Origin of the sequence: Cellulomonas fimi ATCC 484 (genome assembly GCF_000212695.1) — a bacterium.
Classification (GTDB): domain Bacteria; phylum Actinomycetota; class Actinomycetes; order Actinomycetales; family Cellulomonadaceae; genus Cellulomonas; species Cellulomonas fimi.
Genome location: NC_015514.1, coordinates 155,239 through 176,173, shown reverse-complemented (window position 1 = coordinate 176,173; position 20,935 = coordinate 155,239). Strand labels below are relative to the sequence as shown.

19 protein-coding genes are annotated in these 20,935 nt (G+C 76.3%); 11 read left to right on the top strand and 8 right to left on the bottom strand.

Annotated elements, in window-relative coordinates; translation table 11 throughout:
* Positions 1–2: 2 nt before the first annotated feature.
* Both CELF_RS00790 and CELF_RS00785 read left to right on the top strand, forming a co-directional pair.
* On the top strand, positions 3–533 hold the full coding sequence (locus tag CELF_RS00790) for a phage tail protein (protein WP_041553658.1): 531 nt from the start codon (positions 3–5) through the stop codon (positions 531–533).
* On the top strand, positions 530–2,083 hold the full coding sequence (locus tag CELF_RS00785) for a zinc ribbon domain-containing protein (RefSeq protein WP_013769334.1): 1,554 nt from the start codon (positions 530–532) through the stop codon (positions 2,081–2,083). The genes CELF_RS00790 and CELF_RS00785 overlap by 4 nt, the downstream gene beginning before the upstream one ends.
* On the opposite strand, the gene CELF_RS00780 is transcribed toward CELF_RS00785, so the two are convergent.
* Positions 2,013–4,841, bottom strand: coding sequence for an AfsR/SARP family transcriptional regulator (locus CELF_RS00780; protein ID WP_013769333.1), 2,829 nt, complete (start codon positions 4,839–4,841; stop codon positions 2,013–2,015). The genes CELF_RS00785 and CELF_RS00780 overlap by 71 nt on opposite strands.
* A gap of 165 nt (positions 4,842–5,006) precedes the next feature.
* Between CELF_RS00780 and CELF_RS00775 the strand changes: the two genes are divergently transcribed.
* Positions 5,007–5,387, top strand: coding sequence for a DUF5655 domain-containing protein (locus CELF_RS00775; protein WP_013769332.1), 381 nt, complete (start codon positions 5,007–5,009; stop codon positions 5,385–5,387).
* Positions 5,388–5,501: 114 nt separating this feature from the next.
* On the opposite strand, the gene CELF_RS00770 is transcribed toward CELF_RS00775, so the two are convergent.
* The 4 genes from CELF_RS00770 to CELF_RS00755 form a co-directional block, all read right to left on the bottom strand.
* Positions 5,502–6,764: an RNA polymerase sigma factor gene (locus CELF_RS00770; protein WP_013769331.1), complete on the bottom strand. Its 1,263-nt coding sequence runs from the start codon at positions 6,762–6,764 to the stop codon at positions 5,502–5,504.
* Between the two features lie 35 nt (positions 6,765–6,799).
* On the bottom strand, positions 6,800–7,231 hold the full coding sequence (locus CELF_RS00765) for a YciI family protein (RefSeq protein WP_013769330.1): 432 nt from the start codon (positions 7,229–7,231) through the stop codon (positions 6,800–6,802).
* Between the two features lie 51 nt (positions 7,232–7,282).
* Positions 7,283–8,023, bottom strand: a complete 741-nt coding sequence (locus CELF_RS19280; RefSeq protein ID WP_169317628.1) for a rhomboid family intramembrane serine protease — start codon at positions 8,021–8,023, stop codon at positions 7,283–7,285.
* Positions 8,024–8,099: 76 nt separating this feature from the next.
* Positions 8,100–8,939 (bottom strand): LLM class flavin-dependent oxidoreductase, encoded by an 840-nt coding sequence (locus CELF_RS00755; RefSeq protein WP_013769329.1) that lies wholly within the window; start codon positions 8,937–8,939, stop codon positions 8,100–8,102.
* A 124-nt stretch (positions 8,940–9,063) separates the two neighbouring features.
* Between CELF_RS00755 and CELF_RS00750 the strand changes: the two genes are divergently transcribed.
* Positions 9,064–10,434 carry an MFS transporter gene (locus CELF_RS00750; protein ID WP_013769328.1) on the top strand — a complete coding sequence of 457 codons (1,371 nt, stop codon included), beginning with the start codon at positions 9,064–9,066 and terminating at the stop codon, positions 10,432–10,434.
* A gap of 36 nt (positions 10,435–10,470) precedes the next feature.
* Here the strand turns inward: CELF_RS00750 and CELF_RS00745 are convergent, their stop codons facing one another.
* Positions 10,471–11,088: a GyrI-like domain-containing protein gene (locus CELF_RS00745; RefSeq protein WP_013769327.1), complete on the bottom strand. Its 618-nt coding sequence runs from the start codon at positions 11,086–11,088 to the stop codon at positions 10,471–10,473.
* 75 nt (positions 11,089–11,163) lie between these two features.
* On the opposite strand from CELF_RS00745, the gene CELF_RS00740 reads away from it, so the two are divergent.
* The 5 genes from CELF_RS00740 (at position 11,164) to CELF_RS00720 (ending at position 16,251) form a co-directional block, all read left to right on the top strand.
* Entirely contained in the window at positions 11,164–11,520 is a 357-nt protein-coding gene (locus CELF_RS00740; RefSeq protein ID WP_041553656.1) for an ArsR/SmtB family transcription factor, read from the top strand.
* Positions 11,517–11,975, top strand: a complete 459-nt coding sequence (locus CELF_RS00735; protein ID WP_013769325.1) for an SRPBCC family protein — start codon at positions 11,517–11,519, stop codon at positions 11,973–11,975. Before CELF_RS00740 ends, CELF_RS00735 begins: the two co-directional genes overlap by 4 nt.
* Before the next feature lie 80 nt (positions 11,976–12,055).
* Complete coding sequence (locus tag CELF_RS00730; RefSeq protein WP_013769324.1) at positions 12,056–13,678, top strand: RecQ family ATP-dependent DNA helicase; 1,623 nt, start codon at positions 12,056–12,058, stop codon at positions 13,676–13,678.
* Positions 13,679–13,832: 154 nt separating this feature from the next.
* Entirely contained in the window at positions 13,833–14,651 is an 819-nt protein-coding gene (locus CELF_RS00725) for an alpha/beta hydrolase (RefSeq protein ID WP_013769323.1), read from the top strand.
* 79 nt (positions 14,652–14,730) lie between these two features.
* Positions 14,731–16,251, top strand: a complete 1,521-nt coding sequence (locus CELF_RS00720; RefSeq protein WP_013769322.1) for an outer membrane protein assembly factor BamB family protein — start codon at positions 14,731–14,733, stop codon at positions 16,249–16,251.
* 28 nt (positions 16,252–16,279) lie between these two features.
* On the opposite strand, the gene CELF_RS00715 is transcribed toward CELF_RS00720, so the two are convergent.
* On the bottom strand, positions 16,280–17,452 hold the full coding sequence (locus CELF_RS00715) for a winged helix DNA-binding domain-containing protein (RefSeq protein ID WP_013769321.1): 1,173 nt from the start codon (positions 17,450–17,452) through the stop codon (positions 16,280–16,282).
* A 110-nt stretch (positions 17,453–17,562) separates the two neighbouring features.
* Positions 17,563–17,976 carry a VOC family protein gene (locus CELF_RS00710; RefSeq protein WP_013769320.1) on the bottom strand — a complete coding sequence of 138 codons (414 nt, stop codon included), beginning with the start codon at positions 17,974–17,976 and terminating at the stop codon, positions 17,563–17,565.
* 237 nt (positions 17,977–18,213) lie between these two features.
* Here CELF_RS00710 and CELF_RS00705 point away from each other — a divergent pair, with 237 nt between their 5' ends.
* Both CELF_RS00705 and CELF_RS00700 read left to right on the top strand, forming a co-directional pair.
* A complete protein-coding gene (locus CELF_RS00705) occupies positions 18,214–20,490 on the top strand; it encodes an exo-beta-d-1,3/1,6-glucosidase (protein ID WP_013769319.1) in 2,277 nt (758 codons plus the stop codon).
* 166 nt (positions 20,491–20,656) lie between these two features.
* On the top strand, positions 20,657–20,905 hold the full coding sequence (locus tag CELF_RS00700) for a PspC domain-containing protein (RefSeq protein WP_013769318.1): 249 nt from the start codon (positions 20,657–20,659) through the stop codon (positions 20,903–20,905).
* Positions 20,906–20,935 lie beyond the last annotated feature (30 nt).

Sequence of the window (20,935 nt, the reverse complement as noted above, 5' to 3'; positions counted from 1 at the left end):
GCATGGTCGACGGCCTCACGACGCCGGTGCCGATCGGCACCCGGCTCCCCGCGGTGCTGCAGGAGGACGACCTGCTGCTGCGGTTCGCCGCCGCGATCGACGACACGTTCGCACCCGTCCACCTCACGCTCGACGCGCTCGCCTGCTACGTCGACCCGCACCTCGCACCCGCCGACTTCCTCGAGTGGCTGTGCGCGTGGGTCGGCGTCGAGCCCGACCAGACGTGGAGCACCGAGCGGCGCCGCGAGGTCGTCGCGCACGCCGCCGCCGTGCACCGGTGGCGCGGGACGCGCCGGGGCGTCGCCGAGGCCGTGCGGCTCGTCGTCGACGGCGACGTCGAGGTCACCGACAGCGGCGGCTCGACGTGGTCGTCCACCCCCGGCGCCGCGCCGCCCGGCGGCGCCGTCCCGTCCCTGCGGGTCCACGTGCGCGCGCACGGGCCCGTCGACCGGCGGCGGGTGGAGCGCGTCGTCGCCGCGGTCACCGCCGCGCACGTGCCCGTGACGATCGACATCGAGGAGGAGTCGACATGATCGTGTGCCCGTCCTGCGGCACCCGGAACGAGGACGACGAGCAGTTCTGCGGCGGGTGCGGCTCCTACCTCTGGGACGAGCCCGAGGTCGTCGACGTCCCCGCGGCCACGCACGCCGACCCCGCCGACGCGACCGCGTCCGACACCGCCGCCGCTGCCGGTCCCGGCGCGCACGGGACCGACGCCACGACGACGGCCGTCCTGCCCCGCCCCGAGCCCGCACCGCCCGTGCTCCCGGACCCCGTCACCCCGACCGGCGCGCAGGACGCCGCACGACCCACCGCCGGACCGCCGCCGGCCGCGTCGACCGCACCGCCGGCTACCGGCGGCGCATCCGCGACGAGCGCCTCGAACGCGGCACCGCCCGCCGCGGTCCCGCCGACCGGGAGCACGTCGCCGGCTGTCGCGTCGACCGCCGGGCAGCGCGTCGCCCCCGCCGGCCCCGACGTCACCACGCCCGGCCCCGCAACCCGCACCGCGCGGGACGCAGGAGAGGCGGGGACCGCCCAGCGCTCCGACGACGCACCCGCCGCGCCGGCGGCCGGCCCCGGAACCGAGCAGGACGCCGACGGCCCCGACCGGACCCGCCGCGAGCGCGAGGCGGTCGAGCGCGAGTCCGCGCAGCGGGCCGAGCGGGAGGCGGCCGAGCGTGCGGCCGCACGGACCGCCGCCGCGGCGGCCCTGGTCGCACCGCCGCCGCCCGCCCGCCCGACCGCCCCGGCCGCGTCGACGCAGCCCGCCCCCGTCCGCCCCGGCGCGACGCAGACCCCCCGCCCACCCCGACGCCCGGCGCCCGCCGACGAGCAGCCGCCGTCCCCGGGCGACCTCGTGTGCGGTTCGTGCGGCGCGGGCAACACGCCCACCCGCAAGTTCTGCCGCCGCTGCGGCGCGAGCCTCGCCGACGCGCCCGTCGCGCAGCGGCGCTCGTGGTGGAGCCGGCTGTGGCGCCCGGACCCGCGACGCGCGCGGTCCGCGGGCTTCCGGCCGCCGCGCCGTCGCCGGTTCCCCACGCGCCCGGTCGTGGCGCTCCTGGTCGTCGGCGCGCTCGTCGCGGCGGTGCTCGCCTTCCGGCCCGAGATCGAGAAGGCGCGCATCGCCGTCGTCGACCGCATCCAGGGGAACGCCGCCGTGAACCCCGTGCAGGTCGTGGCGTCGAGCGAGCTCCCCGAGCGTCCGGCCGCGCAGATCCGCGACGGCGCGACGAACCTCGCGTGGTCCCCCGCGGCGCCCGGCGACGGCGTCGGTCAGTTCGTCGACTTCACGTTCGGCGAGCCGTTCCGGCTCACGCGCGTGCTCGTGACGCCCGGTGCGTCCGACGTCGAGACCGACTTCCTCGCGAACGCCAGCCCCGAGGTGCTCACGCTCACGGCGACGACGTCCGCGGGCACGCAGCAGACCGTCGAGGTGCCGCTCGCGGACCGGGTCGGCCTGCAGGACGTGGCGACGGGCATCGACGACGTCGTGGCGATCCGGTTGACGATCAGCTCCACGTACCGGGCGACCCCGACGACGCACGTGGCGGTCGCGGAGGTGGAGTTCCGCGGTCGCTGACCCGCCGTCCCGCCTGGTCCCGTGAGCGGGGCACCACCGGCCCCGGCAGCGGCACGGGCAGCCGCACCGCCCGGCCCGCCGGCAGCCGCCCTCGTGGCGGGACGTCCACGCGCACCGGCGAGGGCACGTCGGGGACCGCGATGCCGAGCGTGCCGAGCATCGCGCGGTAGTCCTGACGTGCCCGGTGCGCGGCGGCCGCGTCGCCCGCGGCGGTGAACGCGGCGACGAGCACCCGCCACGCGTGGTCGCGGCACTCGTCGAGCCGGATCCCGCGGGTCGCGGCGGCGACCGCCCGGTCGTACCGCCCGGCCGCGAGCTCCAGCTCGGCGAGCTCGACGGCCGCGTCGGCCGCGGTCAGGCGCAGCCGCTCGCGCTCCCCGACGACCCACTCGGCAGGCCCGTCCTCCGGCAGCAGGTCACCGCCGTAGAGGTCGACCGCGCGCCGCAGCTCCGCGCACGCCGCGACGTCGTCGCCCGCGGCCCGCAGGCGTGTCGCGTCGCGGACGGCCCGGTCGAGCTGTGCGACGTCGCTCGTCGAGCCCGGGCGGAGCACCAGCGTGTACGTCTCGCCGTCGCGCACCACGAGCCGGCTGCTGCGCGTCGGCACCCCCGGCTCGAGGGCGCGCCGCACCGACGACAGGCTGACGTGCAGGTTGTGCAGCGCGGCGCGCGGGTCGAGGTCGCCCCACAGCGCCCCGGCGAGCTGCTCGCGGTGCACCGGGCGCCCGGCGTGCAGGGCGAGCAGGCGCAGCGCCGCCCGGGCCCGCGGGCGGACGCCGGACAGGTCCGCGTCGACCCCGTCGACCCGCAGCCGGAACTCCCCGAGGCAGCGGACGTCGACGAGCGGCACCCCGCCCCACACCGGGTCGTCGACGGCCCGCGGCCGCCGGACCACCGCGACCGGCGCGGCGAGCACCGCCCAGGGCCGCACGTCGACGCCGTGCTCGTCGGCGGTCGCCGCCGTGAACGCCGCGAGCTCGGCGCCGCCGTCGGGGTCGGTCGCGGCGAGCGCCGCGTAGGCGTACGCGAGCGCCCCCGGCGACCCGGCCGCCCGCGCCACGGCCTCCGCGGTGCGGGCGTCCTCGCGCGCGTCGGGCAGCTGCTGCGCGGCGGCGGCGAGCGCGCGGCAGGCGGTCGCCCACGCGGCGGGCACGGGCGCGTCGAGCGCACGCCACCGGCGCTCGAGGTCCTCCCACGCGCCGGCGTCCGCGGACCCGGCGGCCATCGCGGCGAGCGCCGACCACGACAGCACGAGCGCCGCTCCCCACCGGTCGCCGTCGCGGTCGGCGCTCGCCGCGAGCGCGGCCGCCTCGGCACGGGCCGCGCGCGTCCCGTCGGCGCCCGCGACCAGCCCGTGCGCGAGGCGGGCGAGCCACCGCAGACCCAGCCGGGAGGCGGCGGCGTGCACCTGGTCGAAGGTGAGCAGCGCGCGGCCGAGCGGCCCGCGCCGCAGCGCCGCATCGGCGAGCGAGGCACCCAGCGCCAGTGCCGGCGCTGCGTCCGGGTCGGCGGACGCACGGCGCAGCACGTCGCACGCGGCGCGCTGGTCGCCCGCGAGCAGGAGGCACAGCCCTTCCGCGAGCGCACCGTCCGCGCCCGCCAGCGCCCGGGCGGCGGGCACCTGTCCGGCCGGGTCGCGGCGCACGGCCGCGCGCACGGGGACGGCCCACGACCCGGGGCGGCCCGTCCAGTCGGAGGTGCCGTCCGCCGGGGCGGGCGCGACCGGCGCGTCGAGCCGGGCGACCTCCGCGGCACGCGCGCGCCACGACTGCGCCGCGGCCGGGCCGAGCCGCTCCTCGTGCGCCGCGAGCAGGTGGCGGCGGAGCACCTGCGGCAGCCGGTACCGCACGCCGTCGTCCGTCGTGGCCAGGGACCACTCGCGGTCCAGCGTGCGCAGCAGCGTCGCCGCGTCCCGGTCGTGGTCGTCGCGGCCGGCCGCGGAGCGATCCTCGACGAGCGCCTCCCAGCGACGGGCGGTGAGCTCGTCGAGCGCCGCACCGCGGTGCAGCAGGTCCAGCAGCGGGCGGTCGAGCGGCGCGAGCACCTCGTCGACGAGGTAGTCGCGGACGTACCCGGTGCTCGTGTCCAGGTCCCGGACGGCGCGACGACGGTCGGCGGGGAGCAGGTCCGCCGTCGACCGGTGGAACAGGTGCACGGCGGCCGCCCAGCCCTCGGTACGGGCCGTGAGCGCCTCGACGTCGTCCAGGGACAGCGGGTGCCCGTACACGTCACGGAACAGGCGGTCGACCTCCCACACGCGCAGGCGCAGGTCCGACCCGGTGACCACGGTCGGCGGGGGGAACTCCGAGCGCGCCAGGCTGAACACGGGCCGCCGGACCGTGCCGAGCAGCACGTGCACGTCCGGCGTCGACGCCGCGAGGACGTGCACGAGCTCGTCCTCGACGCGCCGGACCAGCAGCTCGTGCGCATCGTCCAGCACGAGCAGCGTCGGCTCGCGCCGCTCGAGCACCGCACGCCCGAGGACGTCCGGCGGAAGGAGGGTCGGCCGTCCGCCCGACGGCACGACGATGCCCCCGGGCGTGCACCGGCCCCACACGACCGGCAGGCGGCAGGTGCGCGCCCACTGCCGCATGAGAGTCGTCTTGCCGGACCCGCGCGGGCCGACCACCAGACCGCAGCGGCTCGTCAGCACGTCGTCGAGACGGTGCAGCAGCGCGCGGCGAAGCACACCGCGCCCGGCGGCAGGGACGCACGCGTCCACCGCCGGGACGGCGACGGCATCGCGCCCTCGCGACATCGAGCCCCCCGGACCCCCTGTGGGTGCCGGGCAGCCCCCGTCGCCGGCACTCCTCCCGCGATCCTCGCAAAGTCGGCGGCGGACCGACAGGCCCATACCGGGCGAAAAGACGCGCGACCGCGCCGTTGTCCTGCGGGTGCGGTCGCCTGCCGCCAGGATCGGGGGGTGACCGACGAGCAGCGCGCCTGGACCGTCGACGACCACCTCCGTGACGCCGACCCGGCGCACGTCGAGCTGTGGCGGCAGGTCGTCGCGCTCGTCGAGGCGTGCGGGCCCGTGGAGGTGCACGCGCACAAGACGACCGTGACGTTCGCGGGGACACGTCGCGGGTTCGCCGGTGCGCGCCCGACGCGGCACGGAGTCGACGGGTTCCTCGACCTCCAGCGCGAGGTGGGCCCGGACCCGCGGATCGTGCACGTGTCGCCGTACACGAAACGCCTGTTCGTGCACCGTTTCCGCATCACGTCGGCCGCCGACCTCGACGACGAGTTCGCCGGCTGGGTCCGCGAGGCCTACGCGGTGGGCGCCGGCGCTCACCTGTCCTGAGCGGACCGGCACCGGGCCTCGCCCGTGGCTCGACGCCCGGCCCGGCGGCACGCGCACGCGACGCCGCCCGTCTCGCGGCATCCCCACGAGCCTCGCCCCAGGTCGAGTCCGCTCTCAGCCGGGCGGTGCGGCGGGCCGAGCGGCGGCGGCAGCGGCACGCTCGGTGAGCAGCCGGCGCTCGCGCGGGGTCGGGGCGAGCGCGGCGGCACGCTCGAGCTCCTCGGCGGCCTCCGCGTGCCGGCCGAGGCGCTGCAGCACGTCGCCGCGGACCGCGCCGAGCAGGTGGTAGCGGGCCAGCCGCGGGTCGTCGCGCAGGGCGTCGACCGCCTCCAGGGCCGCGGCGGGCCCGTCGGCGTGCAGGACGGCGACGGCCCGGTTGAGGTCGACCACCGGCGAGGGGGCGAGCTGCGCGAGCGCGTCGTACAGCGCGACGACGGCCTCCCAGTCGGTGTCCTCGAACCGGGCGGCCCGGCTGTGGCACGCGGCGATCGCGGCCTGCACCGTGTACGGGCCGAGCGGTCGGCCGAGGCTCGTGGCCCGGTCGAGCGCGGCGAGGCCGTGCATGACGAGCGTGCGGTCCCACCGGCTGCGGTCCTGGTCGGCGAGCAGCACGGGTGCTCCCGTGGCGTCCGTCCGGGCGTCGAACCGGGACGCCTGCAGCTCCATGAGCGCCACCAACCCGTGCACCTCCGGCTCGCGCGGCAGCAGACCGGTCAGGACGCGTCCGAGCCGCATGGCCTCGCCGGCCAGGTCGCGCCGCACCCAGTCGTCGCCGCTCGTGGCGGCGTGCCCCTCGGTGAACAGCGCGTAGACGACCTCGAGGGCGGAGGCGAGGCGGCCCGGCAGCTCGTCGGCCTGCGGCACCTCGAACGGCACGTGCGCCTCGGCCAGGGTCCGCTTGGCCCGGGAGATGCGCTGCCCGACGGTCGCCGACGGCACGAGGAACGCGCGCGCGATCTCGTCCGTCGTCATCCCGCAGAACAGGCGCAGCGTCAGGGCCACCCGGGACTCGCGCGGCAGCACGGGGTGGCACGTGAGCAGCACGAGCGACAGCAGGTCGTCGCCCACCGGGTCGTCGACCACGGAGTCCGCGGGCGCGGCGTCCTGCACCCCCGCGGCGGTGAGCTGGTACTTCACGTCCCGGTTCTGCTCGCGCCGGATCAGGTCGACGGCCCGCCGACGCGCGGTCGTCAGGAGCCACGCGCCGGGCCGGTCGGGCACGCCGTCGCGCGGCCACTGCTCGAGCGCGGCCACGAACGCGTCCTGCGCGAGCTCCTCCGCGAGCCCGACGTCGCGGACCAGGCGCGTGAGCGAGGCGACGAGCTGCGCCGACTCGATGCGCCAGACGGCCTCGACGGTCCGTCGGGGGTCGGTCATCGTCGTCGCGCCCGTCGCCTCGCTCCCGCGCCGGCTCAGCCGTGCTGCTTCGCGATCTCGTCGGCCAGGCGTGCCTCCTGCGCGGCGACCTCCGGGGTGTACGCGTCGCCGAAGTCCTCGACCGTCGCGATGGGCCGGATCTCCAGGACCGCGCGCGGACCACCCGCGTCGGCCGGGCACCGCTTCGCCCACTCCACGGCCTCCTCCAGCGAGGACACCTCCCAGATCCAGTAGCCCGCGATCAGCTCCTTGGCCTCCGCGAACGGGCCGTCGACGACCGTCGTCGTGCCGCCCTCGAAGACGACGCGCGCGCCGCGTGCGCTCGGCAGCAGACCCTCGCCGCCGAGCATGACGCCCGCGCGGACCAGCTCCTCGTTGTAGCGGCCCATCGCCTCGAACATCTCCGTCGTCGGCGCGATGGCCTCCTCGTCGGCGCCGGCACCCTCGATCATGACCAGGACCTTCATGGCGATCTCCTTCTCGTCCGGACCGTCCGGCGCTGCTGCCGTGGCGGTTCCTCACCCGTCCGTCGAACGGCGCCCGTCGTCTTCGACACGCCTCACGAACTTTCTCCGGCGACCCCGTCCGGGCGCCACCCCTGCACGCGGCGACGCGTCCGGGGCGCCGCCCGCGAGCAGGCCGACCACGAGCCCCACGGCGAGGCCGATGCCGTGCCCGTCGGCGAGCGGGACGAGGGTGACGGCGGTCAGGCCGGCCAGCCCCGCCGCGGCCGGGAGCGCGAGCCGGCCACCGGTCCGGCGCACGTCGCCGACGAGGACGGCGACGACCACGCTCGCCGCCGGGCCCGCGAGGACGTACCCCGCGCCGAGGCCGCCGAGCAGCAGGTACGGCACCCAGAAGACGGCGTAGACGAACGGCACGACCGGTGGGACGGCGTGCTCGCGCCACGCACGCAGCAGCAGGAACCCGACGAGCCCGCCGACGACGTCCGACGTGCCGGACTCGACGGTCGCCGGGTCCACCAGCGTCAGCGCCGTCCCCGCGACCAGGCCGCCGCCGAGCCCCGCGGCGAGCCACCAGCCCGTGCCCCAGCGCCGCTCGACGGCCCACCCGACGAGCACGAGCCCGGCCAGGTTGAACGCGTACTGCCCCCACCACGCCTGCACGAGCAGGGACGACGGCACGCGCCACCACTCGCCTGCCGCGACGGCGGCGGGGTCGCGCTCGAGCGCGTCCAGCACGGACGGCACGAGCAGGCCGACGACCCCGAGAACGGCGACGACGGCCCCACCGGCCACGGTCGCGACCGGACGCCTGCTCCCCCACGCCTGCGTCGCCGTCACCGCCGTGGCGCACCCCCTGCGCGGACGGCGGTCACAGGGTCGGGACGCCCCGGTGGATGCGGTCGGTGAGTGCCTCGTACGTCGACCCCGGGCCCTCCCACCGCGACTCGACGAACCACGTGGCACCCGCCTCGGCGAGTGCCGCGGCGTGGTCGTGCGCCTCGGCGGGGTCGTCGGGGAGCACGCCCTGCAGCACGATCTCGAACGGTCCGGCGTCGGGTGCGCGGTGCTCGCGGACCCAGGCGGCGACCTCGGCGACCTCGGCGGGCCCGAGGTTCTCCATCGCACGGTCGCCGCGCAGCTGCGGCACGACGCCGTCGTAACGGGCCGCGCGGCCCATGGACCGCTCGCTCGGGAACGCGCCGACCACCCAGATCGGCACGCGCGGCCGCTGCACGGGGCGGGGCCGGATCGTGAGGTCGGTGACGGTGTGGTGCGCGCCCGCGTACGAGAACGTCTCGCCGCGGAACGCGAGGTCGAGGATCGCCAGGTGGTCGTCGAGCAGCTCGGCGCGCTCGCGCGTGCCCGTGAGCTCCCCGGAGACGCCGACGAACCCGCGGTCCGTCGGCACGCCGATCCCGGCCGGGATGACGAGCCGGCCGCCCGAGAGGTGGTCGACGGTGACGGCCTGCCGCGCCACGACCCATGGCCGCCGACGGGGCAGCGCGAAGACGAGCGCGCCGAGCGTGAGGCGCTGCGTGCGCACCGCGGCCGCCGCGAGCACGGCCCACGGGTCCCACACGTCGCCGTCGAGGCCGAGGTCGACCGCGTCCCACGTGAAGAAGCCGTCCCAGCCGGCCTCCTCCGCGTCGACGGCCATGCGGACCACCTGGTCCACCGTGCCGAACGTGCCGACGATCCCGAACTTCATCGCACCCCTCCGCCGCTGCTCCGTCGCTGCGCTGCCCCTGCCCGTCGACCGTAGCGACAAGGTCCGACACGAACCGTGCGCGAAAGGTCTGGGCCGTGCGGGTGGCGCCCGCCACGATGGGACGGTGACCGACGACGCCCATGCCCCGACGAGCCCGGACCGCTCGCCCGACCCCACGGGGACGCAGACCGGCGCACGACCGCCGGCCGGCGCTCCCGTCGGCGGCGAGGACACGGCGGGCGACCGGCCCGGCTGGGTCCGCGACACCGTCGTGTTCCTCGGCGGCCAGACGGTGTCGCTGTTCGGCTCGATGCTCGTGCAGTACGCCGTCCTGTGGCACCTGACGCTGCAGACCCGCTCGGGCGCGGTGCTCGCGCTGTCGTCGGTGTTCGGCTTCCTCCCGCAGGCCGTGGTCTCGATCTTCGGCGGCGTGTGGGCGGACCGGCACAACCGCAAGCTGCTCGTGATCGCGGCCGACGCGACCATCGCGGTCACGACGCTCACCCTGGCGCTGCTCATGCTCGGCGGCGCGGACGACCTCTGGCTGATCTACGCCGCGCTCGCGATCCGGTCTGCGGGCGCGGGGATTCAGACGCCGGCCGTCTCGGCGCTCGTCCCGCAGATCGTGCCGACGCGCCACCTCATGCGCGTCAACGGCATCAACGCCACGATCCAGTCGGCCATGATGCTCGTCGCGCCCGCGGTCGCCGCCGCGGTGTACGCGAGCGCGGACATCGTCGCGGTGTTCTTCGTCGACGTCGTCACGGCGGTGATCGGCATCGGGCTGCTGCTCCTCGTGCCCGTCGCGACGGTGGTCCGGACCGCCACGGACGGGCCGGTGAGCTACTTCGGGGACCTCGTCGGCGGCCTGCGGTACCTCGCGGGCCACGCGTTCGTGCGCTGGGTGCTCGTGCTGTTCGCGGTGGTGTTCGTGCTGATCGTCGCGCCGTCGTACCTGACGCCGCTCATGGTCGCGCGGACCTTCGGGCCCGAGGTCTGGAAGCTCACGGCGAACGAGCTCGCGTTCAGCATCGGGATGCTCGTCGGCGGCGGGGTGGTCGCGGCGTGGGCGGGCAGCCGCAGCCGGATCGCGCTCATCGTCGGGTCGACGGTCGCGTTCGGCGGCATCTCGATCGCGCTCGGGCTCTCGACGAACCTGTGGGTGTTCCTCGGGTTCATGCTGCTGCTGGGCCTCGCGGTGCCGTTCTTCTCGACGCCGTCGACGACGGTCCTGCAGGAGACGGTCGAGCCCGAGATGCAGGGGCGGGTGTTCGGGTTCGTCGGCATCGTCATGGCGGTCGCGATGCCGCTGGGCATGGCGATCTTCGGGCCGCTCGCCGACGTGGTGAGCGTGGAGCTGCTGCTGGTCCTCGCGGGTGTGGCGCTGTTCGTGGTCGTCGGTGTCGCCCTGGCGATGCCGTCGGGGCGGCGCGCGGTCGAGGCGGCGCGCCGCTCGGCGACGCCCGAGGCGGCGGCGGTCCCGTCGGACGGCTGAGGCGACGCGGCCCGGCGGGCGGCGCGCGCGGACCCGTCAGGCGACCCGCTCGACCGGCTGGCGCAGGATCGTGCGGAGCTTCTCGGGGGCGGTGCGGCGCGCGTCGCTGAGGTAGACCTCGTGGTGCTTGCCCGTACGGCGCAGGCCGTGCGCGGGGAGGAACTCGTGGTGCAGCGCGTCGAGCACGGGTGCCTCGTCGTCGTAGGGGCCGACGTGCAGGGTCTGGACGCACAGGCCCTCGTCGTACCGCTCGAGCCGGAGGTCGTCGAGCCGCGGCGCGCCGCCCTTGCGCAGGACGGTCGCGCGGGCCTGCGCGACGTGCTCGGCCGTGATCCAGCCGGGGACGACGTTGAGCAGGGTCCAGTCCCAGCGCGACTTGTCGCGTGCCGTCGTGAAGGCGTCCATGTCGTCGGCCCACCAGAGCGCCTCGAGCGGCATGACGGTGTAGTCGCGGTCGAGGGCGTCCTTCGACAGGAACTTGAGCGCGTAGGCGAGCGGGTAGAGCGACGCGAGCGCGTCGGCGTAGGCAGGGGCCGTGTTGGGGTCGCCGTGCCCGTCGACCATGAGGTACTGCAGGGGCGGCACCTCGACGACGTCGACCCGTCCGTGCCGGGCCGCGTAGGTCGGGATCTCCTTCTTCAGGTCGGTCTTCACCGGTGCGCTCCTCCGCCTCGTCGCGTCGCCGCCACCATATTGCACCTTCCGGTTCAGTGTCCTATGGTGAACCACATGGTTCAGCAAGAGGTGCTCGACCGGAGGTTCTCCGCCCTCGCGGACTCCACCCGTCGGGCGGTGCTCGAACGGCTCGGCCAGGGACCCGCGACGATCGGGGAGCTCGCCGAGCCGCACGCGATGACGTTGACCGGCATGAAGAAGCACGTCCAGGTGCTCGAGGACGCCGGGCTCGTCGTCACCGAGAAGGTCGGCCGCTCCCGGCAGTGCCGGCTGGGGACCGAGCGACTGGACGACGTCATGGCGTGGATCAGCTTCTACCAGCGGCTCTGGGAGCGTCGGCTCGACGGTCTCGACGCCTACGTCACGATGCGTCCGCCCGCGGACGCGCCACCGAGAGGACCGGACACATGAGCACCACCGACACCACCGGCATCGAGCTGCGCACGTCCCGCGTCATCCGCGCGACCCCCGAGGACGTCTGGGACGCCTACACCGACGCCGAGAAGCAGACGGCCTGGTTCTCGATCCTCGACGAGGAGCCCGGCGTCGTCCGCATCGAGACGGACCTGCGCGTCGGCGGGACGCAGACCGCCGTCTGGGGGCCGAGCGAGGACCAGCTCTTCACCGAGGTGCAGACGTTCCTCGTCATCGAGCCGCCGCACCGGCTCGTCACCGACTCGACGGGCAGCAGCCCCGACGGGCAGACGATGACGACCCGCATCGAGGTCACGTTCACCGCGGTCGAGGGCGGCACGCGCGTCGACGTCGTCCAGACCGGCTTCCCCGTCCCCGAGCTGCGCGACTTCTTCCTCACGGAGTCGTGGCCGGGCGCGTTCGACCGCATCGAGGCGTATCTCACGCGCTGACGCCTCGGGATGCGACGCGGGGGCGGCGGGCGCAGGCTGAGGCCCCGCCCGCTGCCCCTCCCGTCGCCCCGGAGCCGCCCGTGCCCTCGACCCTCCCGCCCGTGCGCGGCGTCGCCCTCGACGACGCCGTCGCGCAGGTGCTCGGACCCGACGCGACCCTCCGGGAGGCGCAGCGCGACGCGCTCGCCGGCCTGGCCGACCACGACACGCTGCTCGTCGCCCGCACCGGCGCGGGGAAGTCGGCGGTGTACGCGATCGCGACGCTCGTCGCCCGGCGGCTCACGCTCGTCGTGTCACCCCTCGTCGCGCTCCAGCGGGACCAGGCGCAGTCGCTGCGCGAGGTCGGGCTCCGGGCCGCGACGGTCAGCTCGGCGGTCAGCACGGCGCGGCAGAAGCAGGCGCTCGACGACGCCGCCGCGCGCCGGCTCGACGTCCTGCTCCTCGCCCCCGAGCAGCTGCAGCGGACCGTCGTGCTCGACGCGCTGCGCGTCGCTGACGTGGGCCTGGTCGTCGTCGACGAGGCGCACTGCGTCAGCGAGTGGGGCCACGACTTCCGGCCCGACTACCTGCACGTCGGGTCGGCCGTGCGCGCCCTGGGCCGGCCCCGGGTGCTCGCCATGACCGCCACCGCGTCGGCGCACGCGCGCGACGAGGTCGTCGAGCGCCTCGGCCTCGACCGCCCGCGCGTGCTCGTGCACGACGCCGACCGGCCCAACATCTGGCTCGGCGCGCACCCGACCGCGACCGAGGGCGACCAGGACGCGCGCGTCGTCGAGGAGGTGCTCGCGACCGAGGGCGCCGCGATCGTCTACGCCCGCACGCGGGCGCGCACCGAGGAGGTCGCCGCGCTGCTCGACCGCGGCGGGCGGCCGGCGCTCGTCTACCACGCAGGGCTTCCCGCCAAGGAGCGGGCGCGGGTCCAGGACGCGTTCCTGCACGGACGCCACGACACCGTCGTCGCGACCAGCGCGTTCGGCATGGGTGTCGACCGGGCGGACGTGCGGCTCGTCGTGCACGTCGGGCCGCCGCCGTCGCTCGACGCCTACTACCAGGAGGTCGGGCGCGCGGGACGCGACGGCGAGCCCGCGCGCGCCGTCGTCGTGCACCGGCCCGCGGACACCGCGCTCAACCGCTACCTGCGCAGCGGCGGCGGACCCAGGCCCGCGACGCTGCAGACCGTCCTGGTCTCCCTCGCCGACGGTCCGCTCGACCGCGCCGCGCTGGTGGACCGGTCCGGTCTCGGCGCCCGCACGGTCGCACGCGCGCTCGCCGAGCTGCAGCAGGTCGGTGCGGTCCGCGACGACGACGGCCGCTGGGCCGGCACGGACGAGGTCACCGGACGCGAGGCCCTGGCCGCGGTCCGCGCCGCCCGCGAGCGCCGCGCCGCCCTCGACGAGTCACGCGTCGAGCTCGTCCGCACCTACACCGACACCACCGACTGCCGCCGCCGGCTGCTGCTCGAGCTGCTCGGGGAGCACCACCCCGACCCGTGCGGGCGGTGCGACTCGTGCGACCGCGGCACGAGCACGCCGGTCCAGGACGCGGCCGCGCGGCCCGGGCAGCCCGTGCGGCACGAGCAGTTCGGCGACGGCACGGTGTCCGTCGTCGAGGCGGACCGGCTCACCGTGCTGTTCGACGAGCACGGCTACGTGACGCTCGACGCCGCCGTCGCCCTCGACTCGGCCCTGCTCACCCCGCGCTGACCCTGCTCGCCCCGCGCTGACCAGCCCCTTCCGCCCGGGCACCCGGGCGCGCCATGATCGGCGCGGGTGCCCGGTCCGTCCGGTGCGCCCCGCACGTCCCGTCGTACGACGACGCTCCACGTTCCCGCACCGGACGCACGAGAAGAGGACGAACATGACCGCGACCCCTGACACCGCGGTGCTGGTCCACGGGCTCTGGATGACCCCGCGCAGCTGGGAGCGCTGGGTCGAGCACTACGAGGCGAAGGGGTACCGGGTGCTGACCCCCGGCTACCCGGGCTTCGAGATCGAGGTCGAGGGGCTGCGCGAGCACCCGGAGATCATCGCCACGCTCACCGTGCCGGAGGTCGTCGCGCACCTCGCCGCGGTGGTCGAGGGCCTCGACGCACCGCCCGTCATCATCGGCCACTCGTTCGGCGGGACGCTCACGCAGCTGCTGCTCGCGCGCGGGCTCGGCGCCGCGGGCGTCGTCATCGACTCGGCGCCGACGGAGGGGGTGCGCGTCACACCCCTGTCCCAGCTCAAGTCCCTCAAGCCGGCGTTCACGAGCCTCGACCGCCGCCACGAGGCCGTCGCGTTCACGCCCGAGCAGTTCCACTACGCGTTCGCCAACACGCTCAGCCGGGAGGACTCCGACGCGGCGCACGAGCGGTACGCGATCGCCGCACCCGGCTCCTGGATCTGGGCGTACGGGCTCATCGCCAACTACAAGCCCGGCCACCAGGAGACGTGGGTCGACTACACGCAGGACCGAGCACCGCTGCTGTTCGTCGCCGGCGAGAAGGACCACATCATGCCGCCGTCGGTGAACCGCTCGAACGCGAAGCACTGGGGCCGCTCCCCCGCCCTCACCGACTACGTCGAGCTGCCCGGCCGGGACCACTGGACGTGCGCCGCACCCGGCTGGGAGGCGGTCGCCGACCTGGCGATCGACTGGGCCGTCGAGCACGCGCGCACGCCCGCGGAGACCTGACCGGGTGCCGGTGGGACGGGGCAGGCGGGCACCCGCCCGGCCGCAGCGACCGGCGGCGGTCGGCGGGTAGCCTCCGCCCATGCGCCGGCGCGGAGACCTGACCCACGTCGAGCTCGTCGAGGACGACGACCCGACGGGGCGGGGCGCTGCCCGCACGCCGTCCGCGACGGCCGGTCCCGGCGGGCCGGACGACGCCTCGGGGACCGGGCGCGAGGACGCCCCGCGCTCGTCGGGGCGCCGCCGCGGCCTGCTCGTCGCCGCGGGGGTCGTCGTGCTCGCGCTCGTGACGCTCGCCGCCGTGCAGGTGGTCGTCGACCGCCGTGCGTCCGCCGTCGACGACCGGATCGCCGCGCTGCCCGGCGCGAGCGTCGACCTGGGTACGGAGCTCACGACCCTGTGGGCCCTCGACGAGGAGATCCTCTGGTTCCCCGCGGTGTTCCAGGGGCGGGTCGGCGTCGGCCCCGCGGTGCTCGACGACGGCGCGCACGGCGTCCAGGCCCGCGACGTGAGCACGGGCGAGGTCGTCTGGTCGGTCGCGGTCGGGCCACCCGTGCCGCGGACCGACGACGAGGCCGACCCGTGGGGCGGCGCCCTCTCCTGCGCCCCTCCGCCCACGGGGACCGCCGACCCGAACACCGTCCCCGAGGTGATGGTGTGCCACACCAGCGACCAGCGGGAGCCCGGCGAGGACGGGCCACGGCTGACCCCGACCTGGTCGCGGGTCGTGGTCGTCGACCTCGCGACGGGGTCCGTCCGCTCGTCGGTCGACGTCCCCCGTGCGACGTCGGCCGCGGTGCTCGACGGGAGCGTCGCGCTCGGCCGCCTCGACGACGAGCGGCACGCGGAGGTCGTCGCCGTCGACACCGTGACGGGCGAGGAGCGCTGGCGGTACCGCGACCCGGCCGACCTGCCCGAGGGGACGGTCGACCTCTGGATGTCCGTGCAGCAGGTGGGCGGGCACGTCGCGGTGTTCGACCCCAGCGGCGACGTGACCCTGCTGAGCCCCGACGGCGAGCGCGTGGACGACACCGGATGGGACATGAGCGCCATGGCCGAGCTCGGCCTCGCGCTGCCCGCCGACGGGCCGTTCACGCGCGTCGTCCGGCCCGGCCTGCCTGACCTCGAGGTCATCGGCACCCTCGCCCGGCGCGTGCTCGACGACGGCTCCGCACCCGGGCTGGAGGTCTCGTCGTCGGGGTCGATCTCCTGGGGCTGGGACGCGACCACCGGCGAGGAGCGCTGGGAGTCGGAGGACGGGCTCGCGCCGCAGGGGCAGGCGGCGGTGGTCGTGGCCGAGGGCCGGGTCCACGCCGCGTCCACCACGGGGGTCCGCACGCTCGACGCCCGCACGGGCGAGGTGGTGTGGACGTACGACGTCCCCGAGGGCACGGTGCAGGGCCCGCTGATGTGCGACGGGCCGCACGTCGCGGTGCTGCGCGGGCGGGACGACGGCTCCGGGATGGAGTCCGTGATCGTGCTCGACCGGCGCACGGGCGAGCTCGTGCGTGAGCTGGCGCTGCCCGAGGGCACGCAGTGGGCGACGCCGCTGGGTCCGTACCTCGTCGCCTACGGGCAGGCGGGGTCGGCGGTGGTCGGCTGACCCGCGCGGGGCCCCGTGAGGCGCGGGCTCAGCGGCCGCCGACGAGCGGGGCAGGGAAGCGGGGCAGCACGGGCGTCCCCGCGAGCCACCGCGTGAGCCGGTCCGCCTCGGCGTCGACCGCCGCGGCCCTCTCCCGGCCCAGGTCCTCCAGCGGGTAGAGCTGGACCTGCCCGCCGCCGTCCACGGTCCACGCGCCCACGATGCGGCCGTCCGCCCAGATCGCCGCGGCGCCGTTGCCGACGGAGTCGTAGACCTGCGCGCGGTGCGCGCCCACGTACCAGTCGCGGTCCGTCCAGCCCATGGTCGCCGGGTCCAGCCACGGCAGGAGCGCGACCCACGGCTCGACCGGACCGACGGGGTCGACGTCGTCGGGCAGGACCCAGCCCGTCAGGCCGCCGTCGAGCGAGACCTCCACCGCGGCGACGTCCTGCAGCGCCTGCCGCACGTCGCGCAGCGTCGACCCGAGCCACCACCGCACGTCGGCCGTCGTGCCGGGCCCGAACCGGGCCAGCCAGTGCCGGACGAGCGTCGCGCGAGCGTCGCGCTCCGGCAGCGGCTCCGGGTCCGTGCCGAGCCAGTCGCGCGCGAGCGCCCACGTCGGGCGCGACGCGGTCCACCGCCCGAGGTTCCCGGCCCGCACGACGACCCCCGCGGCCTGCAGGCAGGTCAGCACGCGGGACGCGACCGAGGAGCGCCCCGCCCAGGGCTTGTCGCCGCCGTGGTGGATGTGCCCGTCGACCTCCGCGAGCCGCTGCCGCAGCTGCGTCGACGTGAGCGGCACGCCCCCGGCGAGCTCGGCGACGGTCGCGGCGGCCGCGGCGTCGAACCACGCCGCGCCGTCCGTGGCGAGCCCGGCGCCGACGACCTCCTTCTCCAGGCGGCGGCGCTCGGTGGCGGCGACCTTCGCCGAGCTGGCCGCCAGCACGACGGGCAGCAGGTCGCGTGGGACGGCGAACAGCGTGCGGCGCATCGCGAGCTGCTTGACGAGCGTGCGGTCGGCGAAGAACGCGCGGTCGAGGTCGTCGACGGCGAAGGTGTCGGTGCGCGCCCACGCGGACAGGTACAGCCCGGCGGGGTCGGTGGCGTGCAGCGCGACGACCGCGCGGGCGGCGCTCTCGACGTCCGGGACCCGGTGGGCGGGGTGGACGGCGTGCCGGCGCGCGAGCCGGGCGCGGCGCTCGGCGGTGTCGAGGTGCGGCATGGGGTGATCGTGTCGGACGCGGCGGTGCTGCCGCCACGGCCGCCGCACGGTGGAGCGGCGCCGGGACACGCCCGGTCGGGCGACGCGGTGCCGGGGGGCGGGCGGCGGGGTCAGCCGACGAAGAGGCAGAACGGGTGGCCGCTCGGGTCGGCGTAGACGCGCAGGGGCTCCTCGGGGTCGTCGCTGCGGTCGTGCAGCAGCCGCGCCCCGAGAGCGAGCGCGCGCTCGTGCTGTGCGTCGAGCGTCGCCTTGTCGGGCACCGTGCAGTCCAGGTGCAGCTGCTGGGGCACGCCCGGGTCGGGCCACGTGGACGCGGGCAGCGCGTCGACCTGCTGGAAGGCCAGCGGCACGTCGCCGCGCAGCACGAGCCAGTCCGCGCCGTTCGGGTCCGGCTCCCCCGCGGGCGGCGGCTCGTCGCCGTGCCGGTACTCGAGGCCGAACAGCTCGCGGTAGAACTCCGCGAGCCCGCGGGCGTCGGTCGTGTCGAGGACGACCTGGCGGATGACGGGACGGACGTCGGGCACGGGGACCACCTCCGCGGGCCAGACTGTCCCCGGGCCGGCGGCCCCGCCACCGGAACCCGCCGTGTCCGGACCGCGTTTACTTACTGACCAGTTGGTAACACCTGGCTACACTCGGCGCGGTCGAATCGATTCGGTGTCGAACCGGCGTCGTCTCGCCCGTCGCAGGGCCGACGCCGCAGCCCGAACCGCCGCGCCGCCCGCACCACCCCGCCACCGCCGCCGTGAGAGGACCCGTCCGTGCCGCACCCGTACCAGGACCCCGCGCTCCCCGTCGCCGAGCGCGTCGCCGACCTCGTCGGGCGCATGACCCTGCCCGAGAAGGTCGGCCAGATGATGCAGCTCGACGCCCGCGGCGACGTGCGCGGACTCGTCGAGGACATGCACGTCGGCTCGATCCTGCACGCGTCCCCCGAGCACCTCGCCGAGGCCCACGACCTCGTCGCCCGGACCCGCCTGCAGATCCCGCTGCTCGTCGGCGAGGACTGCATCCACGGCCACTCGTTCTTCCACGGCGCGACCATCTACCCGACGCAGCTCGGCATGGCCGCGTCCTGGGACCGCACGCTCGCCGAGCGCGTCGCCCGCGCGACCGCCGTCGAGGTCGCCGCGACCGGCATCCACTGGACCTTCTCGCCCGTCCTGTGCATCACGCGCGACCTGCGCTGGGGCCGCGTCGACGAGACGTTCGGGGAGGACCCGTTCCTCATCGGGGAGCTCGCGTCCGCCATGGTCGCCGGCTACCAGGGCCAGGGGCTGCACGACCCGACGGCGATCCTCGCGACCGCCAAGCACTTCGCCGGGTACTCCGAGACGCAGGGCGGGCGCGACGCGTCCGAGGCGGACATCAGCCACCGCAAGCTCCGGTCCTGGTTCCTCCCGCCGTTCGAGCGCGTCGCCCGCGAGGGGTGCCGCACGTTCATGCTCGGCTACCAGTCGACCGACGGCGTGCCCGTCACCATCAACGAGTGGCTGCTGTCCGACGTCCTGCGCGGCGAGTGGGGCTACACCGGCACGCTCATCACCGACTGGGACAACGTCGGCCGCATGGTGTGGGAGCAGCACATCCAGCCCGACCACGCGCACGCCGCCGCGGCCGCCGTCACCGCCGGCAACGACATGGTCATGACGACGCCGCAGTTCTTCGCGGGCGCGCAGGAGGCCGTCGCCGCCGGGATGCTCGACGAGGCCGCGATCGACGCCGCCGTCGCCCGCGTCCTGGCGCTCAAGTTCGAGCTCGGGCTGTTCGAGGACCCGCGGCGCCCCGACCCCGCCCGCCAGGCCGTCGTCGTCGCGTCACCCGAGCACACCGCGCTCAACGTCGAGGTCGCGCGCCGGTCCCTCGTCCTGCTCACGAACGACGGGACGCTCCCGCTCGCGGGCGGGCTCACGGCCGACACCTCCGGCCGCGCGCTGCCCGCCGACCGCCCGCGTCGCGTCGCCGTCGTCGGACCCAACGCCGACGACCCCGACACCACGCTCGGCGACTGGGCCGGCAACTCGGGCCAGGCCGACTGGCTGCCCGACGGCCACCCGCGCGACATGGTCTCCACCGTCCTCGACGGCCTGCGCACCCACGTCCCCGCCGACTGGACCGTCACGCACGCACGCGGTGCCGAGATCCTCACGCTCGAGCCCGACCCCGCGGGCGCGTTCTTCCCCGACGGCCAGCCGCGCCCGCCCGTCGTCGTGCCCGCCGAGGTCGACGACGCGCAGATCGCCGAGGCCGTCGCCGCCGCGCAGGACGCCGACTACGTCGTCGCCGTCGTCGGGGACCGCATCGAGCTCGTCGGCGAGGGCCGCTCCACCGCGACCCTCGACCTGCTCGGCGGGCAGGTCGCGCTCCTCGACGCGCTCGAGGCCACCGGCACGCCCCTCGTCGTGGTCGTCGTCGCCTCGAAGCCGCTCGTCCTCCCGCCGTCCGCGCACCGCGCCGCCGCGATCCTCTGGGCCGCGAACCCCGGCATGCGCGGCGGGCAGGCCGTCGCCGAGGTGCTGCTCGGGCTCGTCGAGCCCACCGGCCGGCTCCCGATCTCGTTCGCCGCGCACGTCGGCCAGCAGCCCACGTACTACAACCAGATCCCCGGCCAGCACGGCGACCGGTACGCCGACCTCACCCAGCGACAGCCGTTCGCCTTCGGCGAGGGCCTGTCGTACACGACCGTCGAGTACCGCGACCTGCGCGTCCTGACGCCCGCCCTCGACGCGTCCGGCACCGTCCGTGCGCAGGTCACGGTGCAGAACACCGGCGACCGCCCCACGCGCGAGACCGTCCAGGTGTACCTGCACGACGTCGTCACCTCGGCCACCTGGGCCGAGAAGGAGCTCAAGGCGTACCGGCTGGTCGACCTCGCCCCCGGCGAGAGCGTCGTCGTCGACCTGACGCTGCCCGTCGCGGACTGCACCATCGTCGACCGGCACGGGCGGCGCGTCGTCGAGCCCGGCGACTTCGACCTGCTCGTCGGGCCGTCGTCGCGCGACGAGGTCCTGCTCCGCGGCCGGTTCACCGTCGCCTGACGCCCGTCCGTCCCCCCGCAGTCGCACGGGCGGACCCTGAGACCCGCACCCCCGGTCCCAGGGTCCGCTCCGGGACGGTCCCCGATGTGGGCGTGCCCCTGCCCGGCGGATGCTGGACGCAGAGCCGAGGCACGACCGTCGGGCCCGGCTCCCCCAGGAGGGAACCGTGAGCATCCACGACCAGATGAGCCGTCAGGGACTGGTCCGCCCCGTCCACGGCCGCGTCCTCGCCGGCGTCTGCGCCGGCCTCGCGGACCGGTTCGGCATCTCGCCGTGGGCGGCCCGGCTGCTGTTCGTCCTCGTCCTCATGCTGCTGCCCGGGAGCCAGATCCTCGTCTACCCGATCCTCTGGATCCTCATGCCGTCGCAGGCGCTCGCGCCGCAGCCGTACGAGCCGTACGCCGCGAAGGCCTGACCCACCCGTCGGCGCCGTCAACGACCGCGC